The following is a 25,702-nucleotide window of genomic DNA, read 5'->3' on the forward strand; positions in this document are numbered from 1 at the left end:
GTGAATGAGTGTCTGGTAAGTGTGACAAGTCCTTTTCATATCCACGTCTATATTTATTTCATTACTTTTCTCCTTACCTCTTAACCTCATCATAGACCTGTTTTTTCTTCTTGTCAACAATTATTTTACTTTTTCCCTTACTTTTTATTTTTGTATTTCAAACGCTTAACTATATCTTTTTATAACTTATTATAATTTTACCCTTACATTTATCCTTATCTTGTGTTATGATGAAAACAGAAACGAGGTGTGCATATGTTTGTGAATAAAGAAGCAGTAGGAAAACGAATTTTACAGATACGCAAGAAATACGGTTACAGTATGCAGAAGTTTGGGGAAATCATAGATAATGCCCCGAAAGGCTCTGTAAACAGTTGGGAAAAGGGTGTGAATCTTCCCAATGAGAAACGCTTGAAGCAGATTGCCACGTTGGGCAATATGACGCTGAATGAACTTCTGTATGGTTCATTTAAAGAATATGTAGATATGCTTATCACAGAAAAACTGGGGATTGAACTGCCGGAAGAATTTACCAGAACTTTCTATTCTCTTTTAGAGCAGAACGGATTTACCTACGGGGATGATATCGAGATTGTCCGGCTTGTAAACGGCTTTCTGACTTATCATAACCTTACAACAAAAGAAACCGCCATTTTCTATCAGCCAACTGCATACTCCGGCGATTATTTTGACGGTATCATACAAAAAGCGGATTCTTCCGTTCTGGTCTGCCGGGCATATGCAGATAAGGCAAACAACACCTTACATATCATTCCGGCTTTTGAGAATGGACAGACTGAGGAAGTAGCAGACTTCTTTCATGCACTGAAAAGCATAACCGCTCCACACAACAACAATTATTTCACTTCCGGCTTTCTGACACTCGGACTGGCATTGAGAGATTCCAAAGTAATTATCTATGGAATTGATGAAAAACAGGGAACAGCACAGGTAATCCCTTACGAATATGATTGCGAATCAGACGCTTATATCCAGAATGAACATCTGTCATATACCAGACAGGATAGCTTTTTCCGAGAAGCCACGAAAGAAGCGGTCTATTGGAAAATGCAATCCGACAGAAGTAACCCATAAGATAAACAAGAGGACTTGCAAGGTTTGTGACCTTTCAAGTCCTCTTATGTATCATGATGGTATTGGCTGTGTCCGTTCCGTAAAGGACTGCCCTACGGCGTCTCGGCTTCGCCTTGTTCCTTTACCTCACTAATAATAATGTTCTGATAGCAGAACTCTTACTTATACTTTTATCTTACTATTCTTTCAATTTTTACCGTTTCACCATCAATATTATACTTAAAAAAATAAAATTTAATAACATTTCCTTCTGATACTTGTTCTAGATCACCTTTACACTTAGTACAATCTAAACTAACTTTTGTCGTATCAAAAAATAGACTACTTTCTTCCTTCTCATTTAGTTCTATTAAAAGTGTATCAAAAGTTTTCTCTACAACAACCCCACTCAAATGAAACCAATGAGAATTATCATCTCCACTAGAACGCAACTCCATATTTTGACGATTCTCCTTAAAAACATTTCCTTTTACGCCAAGCACAATTAATACTATTGCAAGCAAAAGTATGATTAACAAAATCAATCGTTTCTTATCCATTAAATGTAGTCCCCGATATGTCTGTCCAACTATCAAAATCAAAATTCAAATAACGTACTGTATCCCCCCATCCATCAAATACCATCAATGTATGTACTGTATTTCCAGAATTATATGCTCGCAAAGTTGCATATCCCTCTGCTGCCATTGAATGCCCCGCACGTTCTCCAGTATCACTGCTAATTATACCACAATGGACAACTGCTATATCTCCTCTATCAATGCAATTAGTGAAAAAATTATAATTGGGACTATAGTCAGTATTTTGTGTTACAGAAACATTCTTTCCAGCACAAAAGTCCACAAATCCAGGTCCAATATTGCCAATAGTTGTTGAACCATATGTTATTCCTCCACTCTCCGATGAAACTGTCGTTCCTGTTGAATCCCAAATATCCATATAATCACCTGCAATATCTGTATAATCAACAGCATTATAATATGCACCACATGCTAATAATGCACTAACTGCACATGCATAATGTCCTGTTACACTTTCTATATACGGCTCATTAAAGGAAATAAATTCTTGAAGATGATTTGTTGAAACAAGCGTGTAGTTTTCATAAACTTCATCAATATCTAGCAAAACCTCATCCCAAGTAGCTGGGTCTTTTCCCCTACTCTCATTCAAGGACAGTACTGTTTTTTCTAATGTTTCACCATAATTCGTTCTAATCTTTCCCAAATTATCAACAATACCATATTCAAACGGAGCTATTTTATATATTTCAGAGGTATTTGCTTTTTCACTAAATACATTTGCTTCACTTTGATAAATCACCTCATATGGATTTGCTGAATTATTACCAAATGAGTATTCTGATATCAAAGATTCACACGTAGTATCAAAAACTACATATCCATATGGTTTGTTTTCTAAATTGTAATTTACAATATATCCAATAGCTTGACCTGTTGTATCATAAAATTTTCTCGGATTATTAGCAACAATATTGCTATTTTCTCCTATTCCCTTTGCAAAACGTTCTGCCATCTGTATCGCCAAATCATCCGTAACATTTACAACAGAAGTATTCTCCGATGCATGGACAGGAACTATTGACATAATAGTCAATATAAAGATTGTCAAAAGTGAAGCAAATCGTTTAAAAATTTTTCTCATAAATATCCTTCCTCCTTAGATTATATATTTACTTTAATATTATATCTTATTCCCTATTTTGTCTATATTTTTTTATGTTTATTTCAAATATTTCATTCTATTTTATTTTTATCAAACTATTTTCAAACAAATCCAAACAAAGAATCTCGGGGCAAATTTCGGTCAAATCAGGATAAATAAATATAACACTTTATATGTAAGTCAATTTTAAAAAAGCCTGTAATTCCGGGCTTTACAACACTTTGTAACACAATATAAACCAGTTCGATAATCCCTCCCTACCCAGCTATCTTCTCATAATGTTAAAGTTTTGTCAAACCAGTTCAGCACTACTTTACAGCGGGGAAGCTTTTATGCTGGCATAAAAAGCTGACCGATGGAAAGTAGTAGTTGAGCGCCATGTCATGAGCAAAAATGAGCTGCGTCAGCAGCGGAAAGCCCGGCCACGGGCGATTTTGCGAATGGCGCGGCTGAACTGGATGACAGCCATATCACCACATCTGACCAAAATGAGCTGCGTCAGCAGCGGAAAGCCCGGCCACGGGCGATTTTGCGAATGGCGCGGCTGAACTGGAATTAATTGGCGCGGCTGAACTGGAATTAATTGCCTCGCCTTGTCATGAAACCTCGAAATCTGTCTACAAGAATATCCTTCCAAAGCACCGGGGAAACGTTGCAAATCCCCCTGCCGTACAGTATAATTAAGAAATACATTAACTGTAAAAAATCTCCAGAGAGGAATCCCCATATATGTCCATCACCAAAGACAATTTTCGCATCAGCAGAAAAAATACCACCCTTTTATATCTCATCATGGCCGCCATTTTGCTCGGTTTTCTCATGACACAGTTCCTTGTGCCCAGCGAACGGGGCATCACCGATGACGAGACACACATCACCTATCCGGGGATTTTTTACTGGGAAAAGGAGGACGGCAGCCGGGAGAAGATCGCCGTGCCAGGCCGCTACGACGTGGCAGCCAAAGAGACCATGGTCATCAGCACTGTTTTACCCGCCGATTTTGACAAAACCGCTCTCGCCATCCGCGGCTCCCTGCAGGATGTGACCTTCTACGTGGGCGACGAGCTTCGGGAAGTCTATGACACCTCCGACACCCGTCTGTTCGGCAAGAATTCCGCCAGCCGCTATGTGTTCTGCCCGACCTCTGCCGCCGACGCCGGAAAGGAAGTCCGTATTCTGCTGCGCACCAATACCTCGCAGTATGCCGGGGTGGTAAATGCGGTCTACTGGGGAGACAAGGTGGATATCTGGCAGTACCTTTTCCGGTGCCACGCCTCTGAGACGATCATCGCCGCCTTCATTCTGTTTGCAGGCGTGGTGACGATCCTGTTCAGCATTGCCCTGGGCGTTGCATACAAGACCAAATTCGACATGGAATATCTGGGCTGGTGTATGATCATGGGCGCCATCTGGATGCTGGGGGAATCCAAGCTGCGGCAGCTGTTTCTGCCCAACGCTTCCGCCATAGCATCCTTATGCTTTGTCATGATCCTGTTCTGCCCGGTGCCCATCCTTTTTTATGTGGATACGATCCTGTGCGGCAGATATCACCGACTTTATCAGATCATTGGCTATATTGCCACCGGCAATCTTTTTGTCTGTTCTTTTTTACATATATTCGGCATTCTGGATTACATCCAGACGCTTCCTCTGGGACATTTGATGCTGGTCGCCACCCTGGCAGTCGTTCTCATCACCACCATCCGGACGCTGCGGCACAGCACCGATAAAGCAGATCGGCTTGTGCTGGCCGGACTGATCGTCATTTTTATCACGGTAGTCATCGAAACGATCGCTACCTATTATATGGTGACCATTTCCGGCATTTTCCTCGGCATCGGTCTGCTGATCCTGCTGTTTATCAATATCCTGCGCACCATCGCCCGGATCCGGAATCTGGAGCTGGAGCGCCGGCAGAAAGAAATGCACCGCCGCCGGGAACAGATGGAAAAATTATCCCTCCAGGTTCTGCGTACCCTGTCCACCACCATTGAGACGAAGGACGAATACACCCGCGGCCATTCCCACCGGGTGGGCGAATATGCTGCCCTCATCGCCCGGGAGCTGGGCTGGAGCCAGGAGGAGATCATCAACCTGAAAAATACCGCCGACCTGCACGACATCGGCAAAATCGGCGTGCCCGATACGATTTTGAACAAACCGACCAAATTAACGGAGGACGAATATATCATCATCAAGGATCACACTGTCATCGGCGCGGAAATCCTGAAAAACATCACCCTCATTCCCCATGCGGCGGAGGTGGCCAGAAGCCATCACGAGCGCTACGACGGCACTGGCTATCCTGACGGCCTGAAGGGAGAGGATATTCCCCTCTATGCCCGGGTGATCGCCGTAGCTGACAGCTACGATGCCATGAGCTCCCGCCGGATTTACCGCAGCGCTCTCTCCCGCCAGGAAATCTGCGAGGAGATCCGCAGCAATCAGGGCAAACAGTTTGACCCCGTCATCGCAGAGGTGTTCCTGCGGCTTCTCACCGAAGACCGGCTGCAGGTGCAGGAGGCAGACAGCACCACCCCGGAAAATGCCGATCAGCCCAATATGGAATTTGAGATTGGAAAATTTGTCTCCGATATTATGCAAACGATGAAAGCCCAGGAAGACAGTGAGAATTTTGACTTTCTCACCGGCCTCCCCATGCGCAACGCCGGGGAAAAGCTGGCGGCTCGGCTCATGGAGGAGCACGACGGCTGCCTGATCTTCATGGATATGGATAATCTGAAACAGATCAATGACATTTACGGCCACAAAGCCGGTGACCGTGCGTTAAAAGTATTCGGCAGCATTCTGGCTTCGCAGAAAGCAGATGCCGCAGCCTGCCGTCTGGGCGGCGATGAGTTCCTGCTCTTCGTTCCCGATATTTCCAGAGACGCCAGCGCCCAGCTGGTAAAAAATATTTTTGCCCAGTTCCAGGCTGCCAAGGAGTCCGATCTGGAGATCCGCGGCGCTGCCATGTCCGCCGGCCTGTGCGACCCACCGGGGCCAGGCCTTCGCCGACTGCTATGTGAAAGCCGACAAGGCGCTCTATTACGTGAAGCAAAACGGCAAAGAAAACTTTTTCTTCTATCAGCAAATGGAGCAGGAAAACCTGGCCCAGGGCGGCACCAGCAAGGATCTGGCGACTGTGGCAAAGGCGCTGCAGGAAAGTGGCACCTACAGCGGCGCCCTGGATCTGGATTACCGGGATTTTGCCAAGCTGTACGCCTACATGAACCAGCTCAGCCAGCGCTATGCGTACCACTGCTATCTGGTGATGGTCACCATGAGCACCACGCCGGATGCGGTCATGTATATCGAAAACATTGAGCAGGCACTTTCCTGCATGGAACAGGCCATCCGCCGGAAGATCCGGGCTGTGGATATCTGCACCCGGAACAGCTCCATGCAGTACCTGATCATCTTATTTGAATCTGAGGAAAAACAGATTCCGCCCATCATGGAGCGGATCTTTGCCCAGTATTACCGGCTGTACGGTAAGGGGAATTTCTACCCAAAATACGAATATCTGCCCATGATGCCGCCTGACGGGACTGACCAGCCATAAGCGCTCAGCTTTTCACAAATTGCCCCAGGCAGGTTTTCAGGTCATCCTCCGGGTTGCTGATGAGCCGCAGGTCGAAGGTATCCACCAGATACTGCAGCACATTGGGACTTAAAAATGCCGGCAGCGTAGGGCCCAGATAAATCCCTCTGATGCCCAGGTGCAGCAGCGCCAGCAGCACTGCCACTGCCTTCTGTTCATACCAGGACAGGATAAACGACAGCGGCAGCGCATTCACATCCGTTTCAAAGGCATCTGCCAGTGCGGTGGCGATCCGGACCGCGGAATATGCGTCATTGCACTGGCCCACATCCAGCAGTCTCGGCAGTCCGGCCACTTCCCCGAATTCCATCTTGTTAAACCGGTATTTTCCACAGGCCAGCGTCAGGATCATACAATCCTCCGGCACCATCCGGGCAAATTCTGTATAATAGTTCCGTCCGGGTCTGGCGCCGTCGCAGCCGCCGATGAGAAAAAAGTGCCGCAGTTTTCCGTTTTTCACCGCTTCCACGATCTGTCCCGTATACCCCAGCGCTGCCTCGTGTCCAAATCCCACCAGAATCTCTTTGGGCGCCTGATCCTCGGTGTATCCGCCGAGCGCCCGGGCCTGGGCGATGATCTCGCTGAAATCCTTTTCTCCGTTTTCTTTTTTCCCGATGTGCTTGACCCCATCCCAGCCCACCACATTGGTGCTGTAAATCCGATCCCTGTAGCTCTCCCGGGGCCGCATGAGACAGTTGGTTGTCATCAGGATACAGCCCGGCAGATCGTCAAATTCCTTCTGCTGGTTCTGCCAGGCGCCGCCGAAATTGCCCACCAGATGCGGATATTTTTTCAGTCCCTCATAGCCGTGGCCCGGCAGCAGCTCGCCGTGGGTGTACACGTTCACGCCCGTTCCTTCGGTCTGCTGCAGCAGCATTTCCAGATCTTTCAGGTCATGGCCGGATACAACGATAAACGGTCCCTTTCTCCGGTGCACCTCCACCCGGTGCGGCGACGGGTTGCCGTAACAGGCCGTGTTGGCTTCATCCAGCGTTTTCATGATGGCCAGCGCCATTTCCCCGGTGCGCATCACCAGCCGGATCAGCTCCTCCACCGTTTTTTCATCATCTGTCAGCGCCGCCAGCGCTTCTATATAAAAAGCATCCACAGCTTCATCCCGATACCCCAGTTCCCGGGCCTGATGGCCGTAGGCGCTGATGCCCTTCAGTCCGTACAGCACCGTCTGCCGCAGCGAGCGGATATCCTCATCCAGCAGCCGGTCATACATGATGCCCGCCAGCGGCGCATCCTTCCACATATCCGTTTCCGTCTCCGGGAGCGTGTAGGTCGTCTGGGGCACCGGTTTTTTTGCCTCTCCCGCCTGTTCCCGCAGCTTTTCCTTGATCCTCTGGGATTCCCGCAGCAGCTCCACATGTACCTTTTCATCAAAATTCACATTCGTCAGTGTTGTAAACAGCCCGTTTTCGATGAAACGGATCACCGGCTCCTCCACCGCCTGGTGGGCGTCCAGTAATTGCTTTCCATAGACGCTGATCCCCTTTAGCTGAAACAGCAGAAGATCCTGCAAACCGGCAATCTGCGGTGTTTTTCCGCAGACGCCCTGCCTTGTACAGCCCTTGCCATTGGCCGTCTGCTCACATTGATAGCAAAACATTTCATAATCCAGATCCATATGATTTCCCATGACGCATCCATCCTTTTTCTGTATTCTGACAATCAGCCACAGAGGCTCCTTGTCCGCCTGCATTTGTTGTCTGATCATCATTTTGCAATATAGTTTCTGACAATGTCCGGAAAATATACGCACAGAAAAATGGCAGAGCCCGCAATTCTCGGCTCTGCCTATCGTCTGTTCTTCATATGGCTCACTTTCTGCTAATTATACAAAGATCTCCACTCCAGATCCCCATTGTCCAGGGCTTTGATCAACAATTCTGCCGTCGCCAGGTTGGTTGCTATCGGAATATTGTACTGATCACAAAGCGCCAGGATGTTGTTGACGCTGGGATCATTCCGATCCACCAGTTCCGTATTTTTGAAATAAATGACCATGTCCAGCTGATTCTGCTCGATGAGCGCCTCCAGCTGCTTCACACCACCCAGACTTCCAGCGATGCATTTGTGAATCTTCAGATTCGTAACCGACTCGATCAGATTACCTGTCGTGTTCGTTGCATACAGTTCATGTTTACTAAGAATACCCCTGTATGCAATGCAGAAATTCTGAATCAGCATACGTTTGGAAGTGCTGGAAATGAATCCTATTTTCATAGAATTTTCTCCCTTCCCACACTTTATGTGCATTATTAACATTTTTCAATTCATTATATCACAGTTTATTATTAAATGTCACTAGTAAATTCTCCTTTTTAGAAAAGTTTTACAGAAATACAAAGCCACAGTACTGGCATGGTTATTTTGAAATAAACTGGACATTTTCAAAGTGCCATTTTTTATTTATCATACTAGCATACAACGATATGGATGACAGCACCTACTTCTGGTTCTTCATCTGCTTTTACCCAAACAGGAACAGACGCTGCCTTTTGGCATCGGAATCTCACTGTTTTATATGCGTATAAATAAATATAAACAGAAAGGATGAATGATTTTATGTATACACTCATGACCCCCGGCCCCACCATGGTGCGGGAAAATGTGCGCCAGGCCCGCAGCCTGGTTGTGGGCAACCCGGATATCGACCCTGATTTTTATGACTTTTACCGCGACACCTGCCGCCTCATGAGCGACCTGCTCCACACAAAAGATGAGACACTCATCCTTGGCGGCGAGGGCATCCTGGCTCTGGAAGCGGCCTGCGCCTCCCTGACAGAGCCCGGCGACCGGGTGCTTGTGCTGGACAACGGGGTCTTTGGCCGGGGCTTTGAGGACTTTGTCCGTCTGTACGGCGGCACACCCGTCCTCTACACCGTCCCCTCGGATCGTCCCATCGACCCGGAAGCTCTCAAGAAGTTTCTGGACAAAGACCACGACTTCAAATATGCCACCGTTGTCCACTGCGAGACGCCCAGCGGTGTGCTCAATGACCTGCACGCCCTGTGCACCCTGCTGAAATCCTACGACATCATGACCGTTGCGGATTCCGTCTCCGCCATGTTCGCCGTGGATGTCAGCATGGAAAACGACCAGATCGATATCCTGTGCGGCGGTTCCCAGAAGGTACTCTCCGCCCCTCCCGGACTGTCCTTTGTCACCTTAAGCCCGCTGGCAAAAGAGACCATCCGGAACCGTAAGACACCGGTGGCCTCCTTCTACGCCAATTTGCAGCCGTTTTTCACCTATTATGAGGATCAGTGGTTCCCGTACACCATGCCCATCAGCGACATCACCGGTCTCCGCCAGGCTGCCGAAAACATCAAGGCAGAGCCCGGCATCCAACAGCGCCACGCGACCCTGGCCAAAGCCACCCGCGCAGCCGTTCAGGCCGCAGGCCTTACGCTCTACCCGGTGTGCGCCTACTCTCCTACCGTAACAGCTGTTGTCATCCCGCAGGAGACCACCTCCAAGGCTCTGCTCGGCGCCGTGCGGGAGCAGCACAACATCCTGCTGGCAGGCTCCTTCGGCTGCTTCTCCGGAAAACTGTTCCGCATCGGCCACATGGGCGAAAATGCCTACAAAGAGCCACTGCAGGCTTCCATGCAGGCACTGGACGATGTTCTGCCCCAACTTGGCGTGAAAGTGAAAGAGTCCATGGAAGAAACTTTCCTCGCAAACCTTTAAAACACGCAAAATTCGCATGATCAACAGAATCACATTCACCGCTCGTCGCGTATGCCAGCATGGTGACTCACTTGCGTTCATTAAGTGCTAACAGTAATACTTTTTTGAATACAGAAAACCGCAGGGATCGGGATTTCCGGCATCCCGCCTGCGGTTTTTATCTCTTATTTGCTTTGATGATATTTTGAGAAACTTTCTCATTTTAAATCAGAGGGTTTCTGCCCGTTCTTCGATATTTCTTCGGAAATTGATGACCTCATGATCGTATTCCTTGTCCATATACGGGGAAGTGATCATGAAATCAGCGGTGGCTTTCGTATTGGCGATGGGAATATCGTATACCTGCGCAATACGAAGGAGCGCCTTTACGTCCGGGTCGTGAGGCGCTGCGGTCAGCGGGTCAGAAAGGAAGATCACCAGGTCGATCCGGCCCTCTACGATCTTGGCGCCGATCTGCTGGTCGCCGCCCAGCGGGCCGCTGTTGTAGCCTTTGACACTTAAGCCGGTCTGGTCTGTGATCATGCGCGCGGTCGTCCCGGTTCCGCACAGATCATGCTTTGCAAGAATGTCTTTGTTCGCCCGGCACCACTCGATGAGCTCGTGCTTTTTGCTGTCATGGGCAATGAGCGCAATGCTCTTCTTCACCGGGATTGTCAGGGTAATAAATGCCTCGTTCATCTGTTTCTCTCCTTTTCTTCCGCATATCGAATCACAGGTTCCTTCGTTCCAGTATGTACGTTTTCCCGGAGATTAGTCGCCGAATACGGCCCGGTAATCTGCCTGGAACTTCTCAATGCCCTGTGCGGTCAGCGGATGCTTGGTCATCTGCTCCAGAACCGCATACGGAACCGTCGCAATATCAGCGCCTGCCAGTGCACAGTCTGTCACATGGATGGGGTTGCGCACGCTTGCTGCGATGATCTCGGTCTCAATGCCATGGATATTGAAGATCTCTGCGATGTCGCTGACCAGATCGATGCCCGGCTGGGAAATATCATCCAGACGTCCCAGGAACGGGGATACATAGGTAGCGCCTGCTCTTGCAGCCAGTAATGCCTGGTTGGCGGAAAAGATCAGTGTCACGTTGGTCTTGATGCCCTCTTTGGACAGCACCTTGACAGCCTTCAGGCCTTCTACGGTCATCGGGATCTTCACTACCATATTCGGGTGGATCGCTGCGATCGCCCTGCCCTCTGCGATCATGCCTTCTGCATCTGTCGTGGTTGCCTTTACCTCGCCGCTGATGGGGCCGTCTACGATAGATGCGATCTCTGCGATCACCTCTTCAAACACGCGTCCTTCCTTTGCAATGAGAGAAGGGTTGGTGGTCACTCCGCAGATCACCCCCATATCATTGGCTTTACGGATGTCCTCCACATTCGCTGTGTCGATAAAAAATCTCATGTTATTTTCCTCCATTTCCCATTTCCAGTATAAGTTTCATTCGTAACTTGATAGTTCCATCATACCATTCTGCTTCTCATTTGTAAAGAAAAACAAAGAAGGACCGGGATGCTTTTTCCAGCCGTCCGGTCCTGCCATTTTTACTAATTTTCTTTTTCTTTTACGAGTTTAAACATCTGCACCCGGTTACGGATGCCCAGCTTTTTGTAAATATTGAGAATGTGTTTTTTCAGCGTGTTGTTGGTGATACAGGCGTTCTGACAAATCACGTCCGCCTCCAGGCCGTCCACCAGACAGCGCAGGATCATTTCCTCCCGGCGTGTCAGTCCGTACAGCTCCACACATTCATGGACGGTGTGTTTCGGATCGGAGTCCGGATGTTCACTCATATCCTGATACAACCGCAGCGCCAGATGATCCTGGAGCATTTCCAGCACAAACACGTCCTTGTAACTGAAATCCTCCTTGCCCTGCCTGCGGAACAGGGCCAGTGTCCCGACAGAACGTTTTTCAAAGGCCAGCGATGCATGCAGGGAATAATGCCAGCCATTTGGCTGATAAAACTGCTTATAATACTCCGTCTCCTGCCGTTTCTTGTCTTCCATAATGTCCGTCTCCCGGTAAACCCGGCTCTTGCCGTCGAACATCAGCCCCTTCTGGTAATCCAGCTTCTCGTACAGCCCCACATAATCCTCCCCCAGCTTCTCTGAGAAATTATAACCGGCCATATTTTTCAGAATGCGGGGATCCTCACTGTCCGTCACAAAAAAATTGGCACTGTCAAAGTCGATGATGAGCAGCAGCTGCTTCAACAGATTCTCCCGCATTTCCTGGGAATCCTTCAGGTAGTTGATCTGATAAATAATATTGTTAAGAACCATCCAGTCATTTGTCTCTAAAAGTGCCATGGGCAATACACTCCTCTCATAATGAAAAAAGTCCATGCCGGGGAACTGTATGCTCCTTCGCATGAACTTTTCATATATTCTAAAATACTTTCTTCCAAAAATCAATACCTTTTTTTGAAAATCTTCTCCTTTTTTAGTATAATGACTACCAGTTCACTCGCATATTCTGTGGACAGATTTCGTGCTCGCATGAAAATCTGTCTGCGGAAATATGCGAAGGGAGCGCCTTTTCATGAGCAAAAGTGAGCTGCGAAGCAGCGGAGAGCATCTCTGATGCGGTTTTGCGAATGGCGCGGGTGAACTGGTATTTGCTGTGGTTGCCATTCCTATTATTTTTTGATAAAATACGGCAGGAGGTTTTTACCATGAAGAAAAAATTACTGTCCTTTGCTTTCCTCACGACTTTGCCGGTCTTTTTCGGCTATCTGTTCCTGGGCATCGCCTTCGGGCTGCTCCTGGCTGACGCAGGCTACGGCGCCCCCTGGGCCCTTTTTATGAGTATTTTTGTCTATGCCGGTTCCGCCCAGTTCATGCTGGCAGGCCTTCTCGCAGGAGGCACTTCGATTCTGACTGTTTCCATTATGACATTGCTGATCAACAGCCGCCACATGTTTTACGGGTTGTCTTTTCTGGAAAAATTCCGCCAGATGGGGCGGCGGTATCCTTACATGGTATTTTCCCTGACCGATGAGACCTATTCCCTGATCTGCTCCCTGAAAGTACCGCCAGAGTATGCCGAAGACGATGCCCTGTTCCTGATCTCCCTGCTGGATCATCTCTACTGGATCTTCGGATCCGTGCTGGGCGCCCTGCTGGGACAGATCGTCCCCTTCGACACCACCGGCATCGACTTTGCCATGACCGCTCTGTTCATCGTCATTTTCACCGAACAGTGGCTGTCCTATCCTACCCATCTGCCCGCCATCCTCGGCTTCATCTGCGCTGTCATCAGCCTGGTGATCTTCGGGCCGTCCAACTTCATCCTGCCCGCACTGATCGTCACTGTGACATTGCTGTTTGTCTGCCGCAGGTACCTGGAACCATTTACAAAGGAGGAAGAACAAGCATGACCCCATTCGACACTCATGCAGCGCTAATCATCGCCGCTGCCGCTATCTGTACTGTTTTCACCCGGGCACTGCCCTTCCTCTTCTTCGGAGGCAGCCGCGGCATTCCCGGCCCCATCCGTTATCTGGGAAAAATCCTGCCCCCCGCCATCATGGCGGTGCTTGTCGTGTACTGCCTGAAAAATATTTCCCTTCTGCAGGCCCCTTTTGGCGCCCCGGAGCTGCTGGCCTCAGCTCTCACCGTCATCCTGCATGTATGGAAGCGGAACAACCTGCTGAGCATCGCCGGCGGAACGATCTGTTATATGCTGTTGGTACAGGTGGTATTTGCGTAAATTTGAGGGGATTTTTTGGTGAATTTTTTTATGAAGTTCTTAAAATAACGCTTGCATTTTTTCTATATCCATGATAGAATAGATTTGCTTTTGACGAGTAGTTATAAGCAATCGATGCGTGGCTCAGCTTGGTAGAGCACTACGTTAGGGACGTAGGGGTCGCAGGTTCAAATCCTGTCGCATCGATTTTTTTATTGCCCGGATATCTGCCATTCCGGCATTCCTGTTTTATGTGCCAAGCGCCACATCCAGCATCATCATGATGCTGAAGCCTGCGGCAAAGAAGATGGCACCTCTGTTTTTATCTTTTTCCCGCGCCATTTCCGGGATCAGTTCTTCCACCACGACATAAAACATAGCACCTGCAGCAAAACTCAGCAGATAAGGCAATGCTGCTGCCATCATCTGCGCTGCCGCCATCGTCACCCCGGCACCAACAGGCTCTACCACGCCGGACAGGACGCCGCTGCCAAACGCTTTTCCTTTGCTCATTCCTTCTGCCCGAAGCGGAAGTGAAATGATCGCACCCTCCGGAAAATTCTGAACAGCGATTCCCATGGATAAAGCCAGTGCCCCGGCCATGGTGATCTGTACATTTCCCGAAAGATACCCTGCATATGCCACACCAACCGCAATCCCTTCCGGAATATTATGAAGGGTTACTGCCAATACCATCATCCTTGTCCGCTGAGGCTGACTTTGGGAAATCATAGCCTCCCCACTTTTTACACACAGGCACCTGACCATTTGATCAAGCAGCAGTAATGACAGAATGCCCGCCCAGAATCCAAGAAAAGCCGGCAGAAACGAAAATCTTCCCAGGGACATTGACTGCTCAATGGCAGGAAGCAGCAGACTCCACACAGAGGCAGCAACCATCACACCGGCAGCAAATCCCTGCAGTGCGCACTGCACCATGTCATCCAGCGCCTTTTTCATAAAGAACACACACGCCGCACCAAGCGTTGTACCAAAAAACGGAAGAAGTATTCCATAAAAGATCTGCAGCATAGAGAGGGGAACCTCCTTCATGAATCATATCAGTTAAATATATGCAAAAGATACGCTGCAAGACACGCCGAAAAAGAGCCGATCGACCCTGCACCTGGGTCTTTCGGCTCTTTTCTAAAAAGATATTCTTCCTGATTGCTTTTCTTTTTCGTTTCCGGGCAAAAATCCGCTCTCTTAACCCGCAAACGCTTCCAGAGACTCTTTGTCTCTTTCCCGCTTCTCCTCGATTGCCTCTTTTACCATCATATCTTTTACCTTCATCAGACGGGTCTGGTTGCCTCGCTCGTCCTCATCCAGCTTCATAGAGATATAACGGATGGTCTCCTCATACTGAGGGATTTTCACATACTCCAGCGCATTGACACGGCGGCGGGTCTTTTCGATCTCATCGGAAAGCATCCCGGCCTCCTTTTCCATAGCCGCCAGCTCCAGCATCTTCGGAAAGATTTCCGAGAGCTTCTCGATGGCGGTATCCAGTTCACCGGAGGTATTGGCGAAACCATAGGGGAAGACGTTTCCTTCCGCTCCTGCGCCGTTTTCGGTCTCGAAATCGAAAACAGGAACGTCCACACTCATGATGTTCTTACTGCCCACGGTCAGAGACACGCCCTGCTTGGGATACATGAGCGCCTCCTCCATCATGGCCGGTGTCATTACGGCACTGGCGATGGAGAAGCTTGCATATACCTCCATCAGCTGGGCTTCCACTTCCTCACGGAGCCGTTTGTTCTCACGGGCCAGCTCCAGGAAGCGCTTCATCAGCTCATCCCGCTTATCCTTCATCAGCTTGTGGCCGCGGACAGCGACCTTCATCTGTTTTTTCAGGTTGGTAAGCACCATTCGGGTGGGATTCACATTTAATCTTGCCATCTTCTCACCTTCCTTACTATGACTGTTAATAATATATCCGGCCTTCTACGGCATGCGTCAGCTCACGCCCTCTTGCAGCCGTCGCTGCGGGCGTTCGCTGATGGCTGATCGCCATATAAAAAGCTTCGTCCATCCCACGCTCTGGATGCAAGCATCCTCACGCGAAATGACTTTACTTCATATGGCTTTCTACGGCATGCGTCAGCTCACACCCTCTTGCAGCCGTCGCTGCGGGCGTTCGCTGATGGCTGATCGCCATATAAAAAGCTTCGTCCATCCCACGCTCTGGATGCAAGCATCCTCACGCGTGATGGCCTTGCTTTTTGCATGCCTAGACAGGTTGGTCATAGTATTTATCCAGGTATTCGTCACGGATACGCTTGAGCTCTGCCCTGGGCATGTCACGCAGCAGCTTCCAGCCGATCTCCAGCGTTTCCTCGATGGGACGGTTGGTCTCGTAGCCCTGGGATACATATTCTTTCTCGAATGCGTCTGCAAATTTTGCATACATCTTATCCACATCACTGAGAGCTGCCTCACCCAGGATGGACATGAGCTCTTTACACTCTTTGCCTCGCGCATAAGCGGCAAACAGCTGGTTCATGGTGTCTGCGTGGTCTTCTCTTGTCTTGCCCTTACCGATACCTTTATCCTTCAGACGGGACAGGGACGGCAGTACGTCGATGGGCGGCTTCACACCTTTACGGTACAGCTCACGGGAAAGAATGATCTGTCCCTCTGTGATGTATCCGGTCAGGTCAGGGATGGGATGGGTCTTGTCATCCTCAGGCATGGTCAGGATCGGGATCATGGTGATGGAACCGTCGATGCCTTTCTTTCTTCCGGCACGCTCATACATGGTAGCCAGGTCGGTGTACAGGTAACCCGGGTATCCACGACGGCCGGGAACCTCTTTCCGGGCTGCGGAGATCTCACGCAGTGCTTCGGCGTAGTTGGTGATATCTGTCATGATGACCAGTACGTGCATGTGCTGCTCGAAAGCCAGATACTCGGCAGCGGTCAGCGCCATACGGGGGGTTGCGATACGCTCAACGGCCGGGTCGTTTGCCAGGTTCATGAACATGACGGTACGGTCGATGGCGCCGGTCCGACGGAAGTCGGAAATGAAGAAGTCTGCTTCCTCATAAGTAATACCGATGGCTGCGAATACAACGGCAAAGTTACTGTCTGTATTCAGCACCTTTGCCTGACGGGCGATCTGTGCGGCCAGCTCTGCGTGGGGCAGACCGGATCCGGAGAAAATCGGAAGCTTCTGTCCACGAACCAGCGTGTTCAGTCCGTCGATGGCAGATACACCGGTCTGGATGAACTCGGACGGGTAGTCACGGGCTGCCGGGTTCATGGGCAGGCCGTTCATGTCAGCCATTTTGTCCGGGATGATCTCCGGGCCACCGTCAATGGGGTGTCCCATACCATCGAAGACACGGCCCAGCATATCCGGGGATACGGCCAGTTCAATGCCGTGGCCCAGGAAACGAACCTTGCTCTCTGCCAGGTTGATACCGGCGGAGTTCTCAAACAGCTGTACCAGTACGTTGTTGCCGTTGATCTCCAGAACACGGCAGTGGCGGATGTCGCCGTTGGGGAGCTCGATCTCACCCAGCTCGTCGTATCCGACGCCTTCTACTCCTTTCACCAGCATCAGCGGGCCGGTAACTTCGGATATGGTCTTATATTCTTTCAACATTATTCCTCTGCCTCCTTCCCGATCAGCTCATGAAGGGAATCCTGTAAAATCGTCTGGATCCGTTCAAACTCACCGTCAACCTTGTCTTCTGTCACATATTTGTAACGGCCGATCTCCTCGCGGACTTCCAGTGCGGAAATCTTGTTGAAGTCTGCGCCGTTTTTCAGTGCCTCCAGTCCCTCTTCGTAGAACAGAAGAACGGATTTCAGCATCTTGTACTGCTTGTTCATGGAGGTGTAAGTATCTACCTCATGGAAGGAGTTCTGATGCAGATAGTCCTCACGGATCATCTTACAGGTCTCCAGCTTCAGGCGGTCAGTTGCGGACAGTCCGTCCACGCCGACCAGCTGTACGATCTCGTTCAGCTCTGCCTCATCCTGCAGAAGGCTTAATGCCTGTGCACGAAGCTCCGGGAATTCCTTATTTACATGCTCTGCATACCACTTGTTCAGACGGTCGGAATACAGAGAGTAGCTGTTCAGCCAGTTGATGGCCGGGAAATGACGCTTGTATGCCAGAGAGGAATCCAGGCACCAGAATACCTTGACGATACGAAGGGTTGCCTGGGATACCGGCTCGGATGTATCACCACCCGGAGGGGATACCGCACCGATGGCGGACAGGGCACCTTCTCTGCCCTCTTTGCCCAGGCTGATGACCTTACCTGCTCTCTCATAGAACTGTGCCAGACGGGAACCCAGGTATGCCGGGTAACCTTCCTCACCGGGCATCTCCTCCAGACGGCCGGACATCTCACGGAGAGCCTCGGCCCAACGAGAGGTGGAGTCTGCCATCAGGGCTACGGAATACCCCATGTCACGGAAATACTCTGCAATGGTGATACCTGTATAAATAGAAGCCTCACGGGCTGCAACCGGCATATCGGAGGTGTTGGCGATGAGGACGGTTCTCTTCATCAGGCTCTCTCCGGTCTTGGGGTCTTTCAGCTCCGGGAACTCCATCAGTACGTCGGTCATCTCGTTACCACGCTCGCCGCAGCCGATGTAAACAACGATGTCTGCGTCAGCCCATTTTGCCAGCTGATGCTGGGTTACCGTCTTACCGGAGCCGAACGGTCCGGGGATGGCTGCCACACCGCCCTTGGCGATGGGGAACATGGTATCGATAACACGCTGTCCTGTGATCAGCGGTGTCTCGGGAACCAGCTTGGTCTTATACGGACGGCTCACACGAACCGGCCATTTCTGCATGAGCGTCAGCTTCTCTTCTGTGCCGTCGGGTTTTTCCACCACGCACACGGTCTCCTCTACGGTGTAGGAACCGGAAGCAATGCTCTTGATCTTACCTCTCACACGGTAAGGCACCATGATCCGCTGCTCAACTACAGCAGTCTCCTGTACAGTACCGATGATATCTCCTGCCTCTACCTCGTCACCGACAGACGCCGTAGCCACGAACTCCCATTTTTTCTCACGATCCAGCGCCGGAACGGAAATACCTCTTGTGATGTTCGGTCCGGATAATTCCATCATGCCCTTCAGCGGTCTCTGGATACCATCGTACATGGTCTCGATCAGTCCGGGTCCGAGTTCTACGGAAAGCGGTGCTCCCGTGGAATACACGCTGGATCCCGGTTTCAGACCTGCAGTCTCCTCATATACCTGTATGGATGCCATGCCGTCGCGCATCTCGATGATCTCTCCGATCAGGTTCTGCTCGCCGACACGAACCACATCAAACATATCCGCGTCCTGCATGCCTTCTGCAACAACAAGCGGGCCGGATATCTTAACAATCTTTCCCTGCGTCATCTACCTGTCACCTCCAAATAAAATATCTGCACCAACGGCCCGTTCCACAGACTTCTTTACATTGGCAATGCCGATGCCGAAGTTGCCGTCCACGCCGGGGATCGGGATGATGGCAGGGGTACGTTCACTGACATACCGGTCCATCTCCTCCTGCAGCTCCTGACAGAACCGCTCCGTGATGTAGATAATCCCATATCCTTCTTTTGCAATCTGATGAAGCTTTGCTGCGGCCTCCTCTGCCGTATTGCAGGCAAACACATCGAGGCCGAACGCCTTGAATCCCAGGATGCTCGTGGCATCCCCGATCACTCCTATTTTAGCCATATGTTTCCCTCAACCTTTCCCGGATCAGATTCGGTGCAAGACCGGCCGCCTTGCCCGCCAGCACGATGCGGACGCATCGGATCTCCGCCTGCTTCGCCGCCATGTAGGCGATCAGCGGCTCGATACCGAAGGAAATGTATTTCGCGTCCTTCACATAATCCATCAGTGCATCATCACACAGCCGCTCAATGTCTGTGAAGCTGCCGGTCTCCTTCATGGAAGCCAGCCCTTCCTCAGCCGCTTTTTTCAGCGCTGTGCCTTCCAGCCTTGCGGCAAACTGCGCCACAGGCTCCTCATAACCTGACACAAATACTTTCTCGGAAATGTCGCCGCCGCTGATAAATACCGTTCCGAAGAAGCTCCAGGGCTGGCCCATCTTCCTGGCCCGCACAAACGTCTTCAGATTGATCGTATCGATCAGAAGCTTCACATATCCGATCACAAATGCATTGCCGGAGCGTTTTGCCGCCTCGCAGATGTCTGCGTAACACTCCCTGTCACAGATCAGATCCACACACTGGGGATCCTTCGTTCTGGCGTGGGTGTCCACCGACTCCTCAATGGCTGCGCGCATGTGACGGGTCATCCCCATGTAATTGCGCTCCTTCACAAGAACGGCCATGGCAGCCGGATCGATCGTTCCGCCGCTCATGAGAATGCTCTTGGCATCCGTTCCCAGAAACTCCGCCTTCAGTAATGCCTTGATATTGTGATAATCAAAGGGATAGGAAAAGATCTTGAATGCTTCCTCTCCCGGTGCGATTTCTTTCATAAAATCGTAAAGCTTTGTGGTCTCCTGCTCCAGCAGGCGCTCATACGCCTCCGGCTGGGTGACCTCGCCCTCATTGCCATACTGCGCTTCCGAAAGCACCTTCAGCGCATCTTCCATCGTCTTGGCTTCTGTCATGATTCCAAGCTTCTCTCTTCCAAGAAGATTGCGTTCCGCGCCGCGGACTCTCGCGCAGGCAAATATAAAATCTGCTCCCACAGCGATTCCTCCTTTTTAGGGATCAGCCAAACAGAATTCCGGCTACCTCTCCGGTCATCTGCTTCTTCTCTGTCTCCAGAATTTTTTCCAACGAAGCATTCACATATACTTTTCCCTGTTTCAGGATGAATCCTCCTGCGATGTTCGCCTGTTCGGCGCCCACGGTCAGTTTGGAACCTGCCAGTGCCTTCTCCAGGCTGTCCTTCAGATTGGCGTAATCTCTCGCGTTCAGGGAGATCTCGCCGCCTTCCTCCTTGTACGGCTCCAGTGTCTTTACGATGAAATCAAGATAAACACTGCCGTCCAGTGCTGCGATCTTCTCGGCAGCCTCCTGGAAAGTCTCCTCCAGTGCCTCCTGCTTGGCAGCCAGGCGAAGCTTTCTCGCTTCCAGCTCGGCTACGGAGTTTCTTCTCTCCAGCAGCACCTTGGCATCCTCTGTGGCCTTTTCCGCCATCTTCGCCTCTGCAGCGGCAGCATCCTGGGCAGCCTTCTCAAGCATAGCGGCCTTCTGTGCCGCAGCTGCTTCCTGTGTCTTCTTCGCCTCGTCTTTTGCTTCCTGCAAAATCCGTGCGGTGATATTCTCTATGCCCATACCTGCACCTGACCTTTCTTACAGCGAAATTGCGTTGTACATAAGGAAGGATACAAGAAGAGCAAGCACTGCGTATGTCTCAACCATTGCTGCGTAAACCATGCCTTTTGCCAGCTCGCCGGGACGTTTTGCGATCAGCATGATGCCGGCTGCTGCTGTTTTGCCCTGTGCGATAGCGGAGAAAATACCAACCACGCCGATGGGGATACCGCATGCCAGCAGATACAGACCCTGCATCCATGTCAGGTCAGCCGGAGCGCCGCCCAGCATACCGATCTTCTGTAAGATCAGGAAAGCGATCAGCAGACCGTAGATACCCTGTGTACCGGGCAGAGCCTGCAGAACCAGTGTCTGACCAAATTTGTTGGGATCCTCTGCAACCACACCTGCAGCTGCCTCACCGGCAATACCAACACCAATACCACTACCAACACCTGCGCATGCTGCGATTGCAGCTCCTATAACAGCTAAAGCTAATCCTAAATTCATTTACTTTTCCTCCTTTACGATATTGACATATTTCGTATTCTTTTTAAAAGGTTTGAACGGAACACCTCCGCCCGTGTAAAACTTTCCGAAAAACTCTACATACTGCAGACGGCTGGCATGTACGAACGTGCCCAGCGCATTGATGGCGAAGTTGAATACATGGCCGATCACTGCAATGATGATAAATCCGATAACTGCCACCACGCCATGTCCCAGCATGCCGCCCAGCGCATTGAATACCTGCGCGATAACTGCGGATGCAAGGCCCAGAGCCAGCAGACGGGAGTAGGAAAGTACATCTCCCAGATATCCGGTACAGCCGTACAGGTTCCACAGACCCAGCAGCTTGCCGACGCCCTTGCCCCGGAATACTGGAATGCCAACGATACCAACCGCACCGATGATGGCCAGCCACTTGCCGATGCCTGCTGCGCCGTCAAACAGGCTGCCGCCGAACAGAAGCAGTACCACGCCGATGAGGAATGCATACCATACGAAAACACTCTCGATGGCATCCAGCACCTTGCCGTCCCGCAGAAGCAAGTAAGCGTTGACGCCCATACCGATGAGCAGGTGCACACCGCCGATGACGCAGGAGAAGATCAGCATCTTCATCGGGTCTGCCAGCGGGTCAAACCAGAGCGGCTTGATGGTGATCGCATGTCCGAAGAACGTCTCGGAGATCACAGTGATAATGTTTCCGAAGAAACCGCCGAACAGTGCGCCCCAGATAAAGGTGGAGATTCCGCAGAAGGCAAGCATCTTGACCAGCTTGTATGCCAGCCCTTCCATCTTGATGCACTTCAGTGCCGCGAAACACACAACTGCCAGGATAATGCCATATCCCATATCGGCGAACATCATTCCAAAGAAAATAAAGTAAAAGATCGAGAAGATCGGCGTCGGATCGATCTCCGTGGAGCTCGGCAGAGAGTACAGATCCGTGACGGTCTCAAAGGGTGTCACCAGACTGTTGTTCTCCAGGAGCACCGGTGTCTCCTCATCCTTGGCAGGCTCGGTAAATTCATACCAGCAGCCCTTCTCTTCCAGAAGCTTCTGCACCTTGTCTTTTGATTTGGAAATGACCCAGCACTCCAGATAAAAGCTTTCCTTTGTCCGCAGAAGGTTCTCCGAGGCTTTCGCCTTGTCCCTGGCCATAATCAGGGAGTCATAATAATATTGCAGCTCTTCCTTCAGGGAAGCTGCGGCGGTGAAGCGGGCCTCCACCTGCTTTTCTTTCTCGCCTGCCTGCGCAAGCTGCTCGTTGAGCCGTGTCAGGTTGTCTGACACCGTTCCTGTCATGTCCTTGAACAGCGTCTGGGTGAAACCGAAAGATTTGAACACATCCATCACGGCTTCTTCGTCTGCCTTCATATACATGACGCTTAAATACTGTTGTTCCTGATCTTTGGATATGACTGCCACATCCGTCGCATCAGAAACTTCTGTCACCTTGTTCTTGAGCTCCTGTACATCCGCCACCGCGGGGATGACACCGCACAGCACCCGGACTGATTCGCTTCCGCCGTATTCCAGCGGCAGATCGTAATCCACCCAAGGCATCAGCGCTGCCCTTGCAGAGGTCAGGACATTTTCCTGTGTCTTGCATGCATTCCACTCTTCGTAGAGTGCGTTCAGCTCCTCCACATCCTTACGGGCCTGACTGCCGTCGCCCAGCAGCCTGTCATAATCCATGCGGCTGATGACTTTCCGTTCCGGAAACAGTGGCTTCTTCCCGTTGTCGTAGCGGCCGATCATGTCCAGGATCGTTCCGACTTCGGCGATCTGTCCGTCCAGAACAGATACCTCGTCCTCATTGCCATCCCGTCTTGTGATCTTCGTCCAGTCTTCTTCCTGAAGCTTCTGGCTCTGGTCACGCAGCTCCGTGACTCCCAGATCCATCAGGCGGTCGAACAGATCAGCTTTGTCGGTCTCCAGGCCGATGACAGAGAGCTTGCTCATTTTAACAATAGCCACCTGTACCCACAACCTTTCCTATGATTCGTTTTACAGCCTCCTCTTTATGTCCCTGTGCCTGCGCTTTCATTCCGGCGCATTCTTCCTTCACAGCTTTCAGATGGGCGTCATACGCTTCCCGGGCCTCTTCCTCCGCTTTCGCAAGCGCCTGCCGGTAAGCTTCATCGGCTCTTACCCTGGCCGTCTCCAGAAGCGCCGCCGCTTCCTTCCTGCCCGCATCCAGCGTCTTCCTGGCTTCGGTCTGTGCGTCCTTGCGGATGGTCACGGCCTGTGCCTCGGCTTCGGAAACCATTTTCATATTCTCGATTGACATCTTATCCCTCCTTTCAGAGTTATTTCCTTAATATAACCAGAATACGAAATGTAATTCTATGCCTCTTATCTTAACGAGTTTTTTATGATAATTCAAGAATAATTATATTATTAACATACATAATTCACGAATTGTCGTTTCTTATTTTTGTTGTTTCATATTCTGCATACAATAATCAATTTATTACCGTCGTTGTGCGCACAATTTTAGAAATTTGTGTCTTTAAATCCTTGTTTATTTATTATTTAACGATGTATTCGAAAAATATTGTGAAAAAAATAGCGTAAAAATGCAGGTCACAACCAATTATCACCGGTCATGACCTGCATAAATGATATCATATTATTTTGTGCCAAAAATTCGGTCACCTGCGTCTCCCAGTCCCGGACAGATGTACGCGTGATCGTTCAGGCAGCGATCCACATGCCCGCAGTACAGCTGCACATCCGGGTGCGCCTTGCGGAACCGCTCGATGCCCTCCGGCGCCGCGATGATGCACAGGAACTTGATGTTCTTTGCTCCCTGCTTTTTCACAAAATCCACGGCTGCCACAGCGGAACCGCCGGTGGCCAGCATGGGATCCAGCACCATCACCAGCCGGTCCTCAATGGATTCCGGCAGCTTGCAGTAATATTCGTGGGGTTCATGGGTCACCGGATCCCGGTACAGCCCCACATGTCCCACCTTCGCCGTGGGCACCAGCGTCAGAAGGCCGCTGACCATGCCAAGGCCTGCCCGCAGCACCGGCACCAGCGCCAGCTTCTTCCCTGCCACAAAGGGCGTCTCACACAGCTCGATGGGGGTTTCCACCGGCCGGTTCTCCAGCGGCAGATCCCGCAGCGCCTCATAGCCCATCATCGTGGCGATCTCCTCCACCAGCTTACGAAACTCATTGGTTCCCCGGTCCTTCTCCCGCAGCATGGATATCTTGTGCTGAATCAGCGGATGATCCATAACGATGACTTCTTTTTCTTCCATAAATAATACAATCTCCCTTCTATTCCGCCTGTCCCTGGCTTTTCTGGGCCTCGCTCAGCACCAGATCCATGCTTCCGGAACGGAAGCCTTCCAGATCCAGCGTCACATAGCAAAATCCCAGCCCTTTGATATAGGATACCACATCTTCCGCCATTTCCAAAACAGTTTTCATGGCAGAACGCTCCACTTCGATACGGATCACATCGCCGTGGAGGCGGAGACGGACATTTTTCAGCCCTTTTTCTTTCAGATATTCCTCGCCCATGCCCACTTTTTCCAGAACGGCAAAATCCACCTTCGTGTTGTAGGGAAGCCGGGTGATGAGACAGGGCGCCGACGGCTTGGATGCTGCCTGCACGCCCAGCTCGGCTGCCAGCGCCCGCACCTCTGCCTTGGTCAGATGAAAAAGTGCCAGGGGGCTGTTGACATGGAGCTCCCGCACAGCCCGGATGCCCGGCCGGTATACGTGCAGGTCATCCTCGTTGGTGCCCTCCACCACACACCTGGCGCCCACTTTTTCAGCGATTGCCAGCAGGTTCGTAAACAGATATTTCTTACAGATGTAGCAGCGATCCGGCGGATTGTTCTGAATGCCCTCCTGGCTTCTCTCATCCACCTCCAGCACAATATGCTCTGCCCCCAGCTCGGCCGCCGCCTGTCTGGCATCCTCCAGTTCCCCGTGGGGATGCAGCTTGGTGGAAAAGGTCACCGCCCAGATGGGTACGCCAGCTGCCTTCCCCGCATCACAGGCCATTTTCAGCAGAAGGCTGCTGTCCACACCTGCGGAAAACGCAATGCAGATGCCTTCCTTTACGTGATCCGCCATCCACTGTTCCAGTGCTTTTTTCTTCTGTTTCAACGCTTCTGTCATGTCTGATC

Annotated in this window: 25 protein-coding genes and 1 tRNA gene; 7 read left to right on the top strand and 19 right to left on the bottom strand. The window is 50.7% G+C overall.

Going from position 1 to position 25,702, the window contains the following annotated elements:
• Window positions 1-255 precede the first annotated feature (255 nt).
• On the top strand, window positions 256-1,095 hold the full coding sequence (locus RJD28_16415) for a helix-turn-helix transcriptional regulator (GenBank protein ID WNV57750.1): 840 nt from the start codon (window positions 256-258) through the stop codon (window positions 1,093-1,095).
• Window positions 1,096-1,265: 170 nt separating this feature from the next.
• On the opposite strand, the gene RJD28_16420 is transcribed toward RJD28_16415, so the two are convergent.
• Together RJD28_16420 and RJD28_16425 are read right to left on the bottom strand one after the other, a co-directional pair.
• On the bottom strand, window positions 1,266-1,634 hold the full coding sequence (locus RJD28_16420; GenBank protein ID WNV57751.1) for a hypothetical protein: 369 nt from the start codon (window positions 1,632-1,634) through the stop codon (window positions 1,266-1,268).
• On the bottom strand, window positions 1,627-2,760 hold the full coding sequence (locus RJD28_16425; protein ID WNV57752.1) for a hypothetical protein: 1,134 nt from the start codon (window positions 2,758-2,760) through the stop codon (window positions 1,627-1,629). The genes RJD28_16420 and RJD28_16425 overlap by 8 nt, the downstream gene beginning before the upstream one ends.
• Before the next feature lie 750 nt (window positions 2,761-3,510).
• On the opposite strand from RJD28_16425, the gene RJD28_16430 reads away from it, so the two are divergent.
• A complete protein-coding gene (locus RJD28_16430) occupies window positions 3,511-6,108 on the top strand; it encodes an HD domain-containing protein (protein WNV57753.1) in 2,598 nt (865 codons plus the stop codon).
• A complete protein-coding gene (locus RJD28_16435; protein WNV57754.1) occupies window positions 6,011-6,346 on the top strand; it encodes a hypothetical protein in 336 nt (111 codons plus the stop codon). Before RJD28_16430 ends, RJD28_16435 begins: the two co-directional genes overlap by 98 nt.
• Window positions 6,347-6,350: 4 nt before the next feature.
• On the opposite strand, the gene hcp is transcribed toward RJD28_16435, so the two are convergent.
• Window positions 6,351-8,030 (bottom strand): hydroxylamine reductase, encoded by a 1,680-nt coding sequence (gene hcp / locus RJD28_16440; protein ID WNV57755.1) that lies wholly within the window; start codon window positions 8,028-8,030, stop codon window positions 6,351-6,353.
• Window positions 8,031-8,221: 191 nt separating this feature from the next.
• Window positions 8,222-8,617: a methylglyoxal synthase gene (locus RJD28_16445; protein WNV57756.1), complete on the bottom strand. Its 396-nt coding sequence runs from the start codon at window positions 8,615-8,617 to the stop codon at window positions 8,222-8,224.
• Between the two features lie 342 nt (window positions 8,618-8,959).
• Here RJD28_16445 and RJD28_16450 point away from each other — a divergent pair, with 342 nt between their 5' ends.
• On the top strand, window positions 8,960-10,087 hold the full coding sequence (locus RJD28_16450; protein ID WNV57757.1) for an alanine--glyoxylate aminotransferase family protein: 1,128 nt from the start codon (window positions 8,960-8,962) through the stop codon (window positions 10,085-10,087).
• A 207-nt stretch (window positions 10,088-10,294) separates the two neighbouring features.
• On the opposite strand, the gene RJD28_16455 is transcribed toward RJD28_16450, so the two are convergent.
• From RJD28_16455 to RJD28_16465, 3 genes are all read right to left on the bottom strand, one after another.
• Entirely contained in the window at window positions 10,295-10,765 is a 471-nt protein-coding gene (locus RJD28_16455; GenBank protein WNV57758.1) for a methylglyoxal synthase, read from the bottom strand.
• A 72-nt stretch (window positions 10,766-10,837) separates the two neighbouring features.
• Window positions 10,838-11,491, bottom strand: coding sequence for a fructose-6-phosphate aldolase (gene fsa, locus RJD28_16460; GenBank protein ID WNV57759.1), 654 nt, complete (start codon window positions 11,489-11,491; stop codon window positions 10,838-10,840).
• Between the two features lie 143 nt (window positions 11,492-11,634).
• Window positions 11,635-12,399, bottom strand: a complete 765-nt coding sequence (locus RJD28_16465; GenBank protein ID WNV57760.1) for a helix-turn-helix transcriptional regulator — start codon at window positions 12,397-12,399, stop codon at window positions 11,635-11,637.
• 365 nt (window positions 12,400-12,764) lie between these two features.
• On the opposite strand from RJD28_16465, the gene RJD28_16470 reads away from it, so the two are divergent.
• The 3 genes from RJD28_16470 (at window position 12,765) to RJD28_16480 (ending at window position 13,987) form a co-directional block, all read left to right on the top strand.
• Window positions 12,765-13,469 (top strand): AzlC family ABC transporter permease, encoded by a 705-nt coding sequence (locus RJD28_16470; protein ID WNV57761.1) that lies wholly within the window; start codon window positions 12,765-12,767, stop codon window positions 13,467-13,469.
• The gene (locus RJD28_16475; GenBank protein ID WNV57762.1) at window positions 13,466-13,801 is read left to right on the top strand and encodes an AzlD domain-containing protein; all 336 of its coding nucleotides are present in this window, start codon (window positions 13,466-13,468) and stop codon (window positions 13,799-13,801) included. Before RJD28_16470 ends, RJD28_16475 begins: the two co-directional genes overlap by 4 nt.
• A gap of 112 nt (window positions 13,802-13,913) precedes the next feature.
• Window positions 13,914-13,987: transfer RNA gene (locus RJD28_16480), tRNA-Pro, on the top strand.
• 42 nt (window positions 13,988-14,029) lie between these two features.
• On the opposite strand, the gene RJD28_16485 is transcribed toward RJD28_16480, so the two are convergent.
• The 12 genes from RJD28_16485 to larE all read right to left on the bottom strand — a co-directional run bounded on the left by RJD28_16485 (window position 14,030) and on the right by larE (window position 25,694).
• Window positions 14,030-14,812, bottom strand: coding sequence for a ZIP family metal transporter (locus RJD28_16485; protein ID WNV57763.1), 783 nt, complete (start codon window positions 14,810-14,812; stop codon window positions 14,030-14,032).
• Window positions 14,813-14,986: 174 nt separating this feature from the next.
• A complete protein-coding gene (locus RJD28_16490; GenBank protein WNV57764.1) occupies window positions 14,987-15,682 on the bottom strand; it encodes a V-type ATP synthase subunit D in 696 nt (231 codons plus the stop codon).
• A gap of 331 nt (window positions 15,683-16,013) precedes the next feature.
• A complete protein-coding gene (locus RJD28_16495) occupies window positions 16,014-17,390 on the bottom strand; it encodes a V-type ATP synthase subunit B (protein ID WNV57765.1) in 1,377 nt (458 codons plus the stop codon).
• Window positions 17,390-19,162, bottom strand: a complete 1,773-nt coding sequence (locus tag RJD28_16500; GenBank protein WNV57766.1) for a V-type ATP synthase subunit A — start codon at window positions 19,160-19,162, stop codon at window positions 17,390-17,392. Before RJD28_16500 ends, RJD28_16495 begins: the two co-directional genes overlap by 1 nt.
• Entirely contained in the window at window positions 19,163-19,486 is a 324-nt protein-coding gene (locus tag RJD28_16505; GenBank protein WNV57767.1) for a V-type ATP synthase subunit F, read from the bottom strand.
• Window positions 19,479-20,474, bottom strand: coding sequence for a V-type ATP synthase subunit C (locus RJD28_16510; GenBank protein ID WNV57768.1), 996 nt, complete (start codon window positions 20,472-20,474; stop codon window positions 19,479-19,481). Before RJD28_16510 ends, RJD28_16505 begins: the two co-directional genes overlap by 8 nt.
• A gap of 22 nt (window positions 20,475-20,496) precedes the next feature.
• Window positions 20,497-21,066: a V-type ATP synthase subunit E family protein gene (locus tag RJD28_16515; GenBank protein WNV57769.1), complete on the bottom strand. Its 570-nt coding sequence runs from the start codon at window positions 21,064-21,066 to the stop codon at window positions 20,497-20,499.
• A gap of 18 nt (window positions 21,067-21,084) precedes the next feature.
• Window positions 21,085-21,555: a V-type ATP synthase subunit K gene (locus RJD28_16520; GenBank protein WNV57770.1), complete on the bottom strand. Its 471-nt coding sequence runs from the start codon at window positions 21,553-21,555 to the stop codon at window positions 21,085-21,087.
• Window positions 21,556-23,517 carry a V-type ATP synthase subunit I gene (locus RJD28_16525; protein ID WNV57771.1) on the bottom strand — a complete coding sequence of 654 codons (1,962 nt, stop codon included), beginning with the start codon at window positions 23,515-23,517 and terminating at the stop codon, window positions 21,556-21,558.
• A 1-nt stretch (window position 23,518) separates the two neighbouring features.
• Window positions 23,519-23,845: a hypothetical protein gene (locus RJD28_16530; protein WNV57772.1), complete on the bottom strand. Its 327-nt coding sequence runs from the start codon at window positions 23,843-23,845 to the stop codon at window positions 23,519-23,521.
• 342 nt (window positions 23,846-24,187) lie between these two features.
• Entirely contained in the window at window positions 24,188-24,823 is a 636-nt protein-coding gene (gene upp, locus RJD28_16535; protein WNV57773.1) for a uracil phosphoribosyltransferase, read from the bottom strand.
• Between the two features lie 19 nt (window positions 24,824-24,842).
• Window positions 24,843-25,694: an ATP-dependent sacrificial sulfur transferase LarE gene (gene larE / locus RJD28_16540; GenBank protein ID WNV57774.1), complete on the bottom strand. Its 852-nt coding sequence runs from the start codon at window positions 25,692-25,694 to the stop codon at window positions 24,843-24,845.
• Window positions 25,695-25,702 lie beyond the last annotated feature (8 nt).

The organism is Oscillospiraceae bacterium NTUH-002-81 (assembly GCA_032620915.1).
In the GTDB taxonomy this organism is placed as follows: Bacteria; Bacillota; Clostridia; order Lachnospirales; family Lachnospiraceae; genus JAGTTR01.

Bases quoted from the DNA above. Each gene is read 5' to 3' on its own strand.
- RJD28_16415 (WNV57750.1), top strand. From the start codon at position 256: ATGTTTGTGAATAAAGAAGCAGTAGGAAAACGAATTTTACAGATACGC.
- RJD28_16420 (WNV57751.1), bottom strand. From the start codon at position 1,634: ATGGATAAGAAACGATTGATTTTGTTAATCATACTTTTGCTTGCAATA.
- RJD28_16425 (WNV57752.1), bottom strand. From the start codon at position 2,760: ATGAGAAAAATTTTTAAACGATTTGCTTCACTTTTGACAATCTTTATA.
- RJD28_16430 (WNV57753.1), top strand. From the start codon at position 3,511: ATGTCCATCACCAAAGACAATTTTCGCATCAGCAGAAAAAATACCACC.
- RJD28_16435 (WNV57754.1), top strand. From the start codon at position 6,011: ATGAACCAGCTCAGCCAGCGCTATGCGTACCACTGCTATCTGGTGATG.
- hcp (WNV57755.1), bottom strand. From the start codon at position 8,030: ATGGGAAATCATATGGATCTGGATTATGAAATGTTTTGCTATCAATGT.
- RJD28_16445 (WNV57756.1), bottom strand. From the start codon at position 8,617: ATGAAAATAGGATTCATTTCCAGCACTTCCAAACGTATGCTGATTCAG.
- RJD28_16450 (WNV57757.1), top strand. From the start codon at position 8,960: ATGTATACACTCATGACCCCCGGCCCCACCATGGTGCGGGAAAATGTG.
- RJD28_16455 (WNV57758.1), bottom strand. From the start codon at position 10,765: ATGAACGAGGCATTTATTACCCTGACAATCCCGGTGAAGAAGAGCATT.
- fsa (WNV57759.1), bottom strand. From the start codon at position 11,491: ATGAGATTTTTTATCGACACAGCGAATGTGGAGGACATCCGTAAAGCC.
- RJD28_16465 (WNV57760.1), bottom strand. From the start codon at position 12,399: ATGGCACTTTTAGAGACAAATGACTGGATGGTTCTTAACAATATTATT.
- RJD28_16470 (WNV57761.1), top strand. From the start codon at position 12,765: ATGAAGAAAAAATTACTGTCCTTTGCTTTCCTCACGACTTTGCCGGTC.
- RJD28_16475 (WNV57762.1), top strand. From the start codon at position 13,466: ATGACCCCATTCGACACTCATGCAGCGCTAATCATCGCCGCTGCCGCT.
- RJD28_16485 (WNV57763.1), bottom strand. From the start codon at position 14,812: ATGCTGCAGATCTTTTATGGAATACTTCTTCCGTTTTTTGGTACAACG.
- RJD28_16490 (WNV57764.1), bottom strand. From the start codon at position 15,682: ATGGCAAGATTAAATGTGAATCCCACCCGAATGGTGCTTACCAACCTG.
- RJD28_16495 (WNV57765.1), bottom strand. From the start codon at position 17,390: ATGTTGAAAGAATATAAGACCATATCCGAAGTTACCGGCCCGCTGATG.
- RJD28_16500 (WNV57766.1), bottom strand. From the start codon at position 19,162: ATGACGCAGGGAAAGATTGTTAAGATATCCGGCCCGCTTGTTGTTGCA.
- RJD28_16505 (WNV57767.1), bottom strand. From the start codon at position 19,486: ATGGCTAAAATAGGAGTGATCGGGGATGCCACGAGCATCCTGGGATTC.
- RJD28_16515 (WNV57769.1), bottom strand. From the start codon at position 21,066: ATGGGCATAGAGAATATCACCGCACGGATTTTGCAGGAAGCAAAAGAC.
- RJD28_16520 (WNV57770.1), bottom strand. From the start codon at position 21,555: ATGAATTTAGGATTAGCTTTAGCTGTTATAGGAGCTGCAATCGCAGCA.
- RJD28_16525 (WNV57771.1), bottom strand. From the start codon at position 23,517: ATGAGCAAGCTCTCTGTCATCGGCCTGGAGACCGACAAAGCTGATCTG.
- RJD28_16530 (WNV57772.1), bottom strand. From the start codon at position 23,845: ATGTCAATCGAGAATATGAAAATGGTTTCCGAAGCCGAGGCACAGGCC.
- upp (WNV57773.1), bottom strand. From the start codon at position 24,823: ATGGAAGAAAAAGAAGTCATCGTTATGGATCATCCGCTGATTCAGCAC.
- larE (WNV57774.1), bottom strand. From the start codon at position 25,694: ATGACAGAAGCGTTGAAACAGAAGAAAAAAGCACTGGAACAGTGGATG.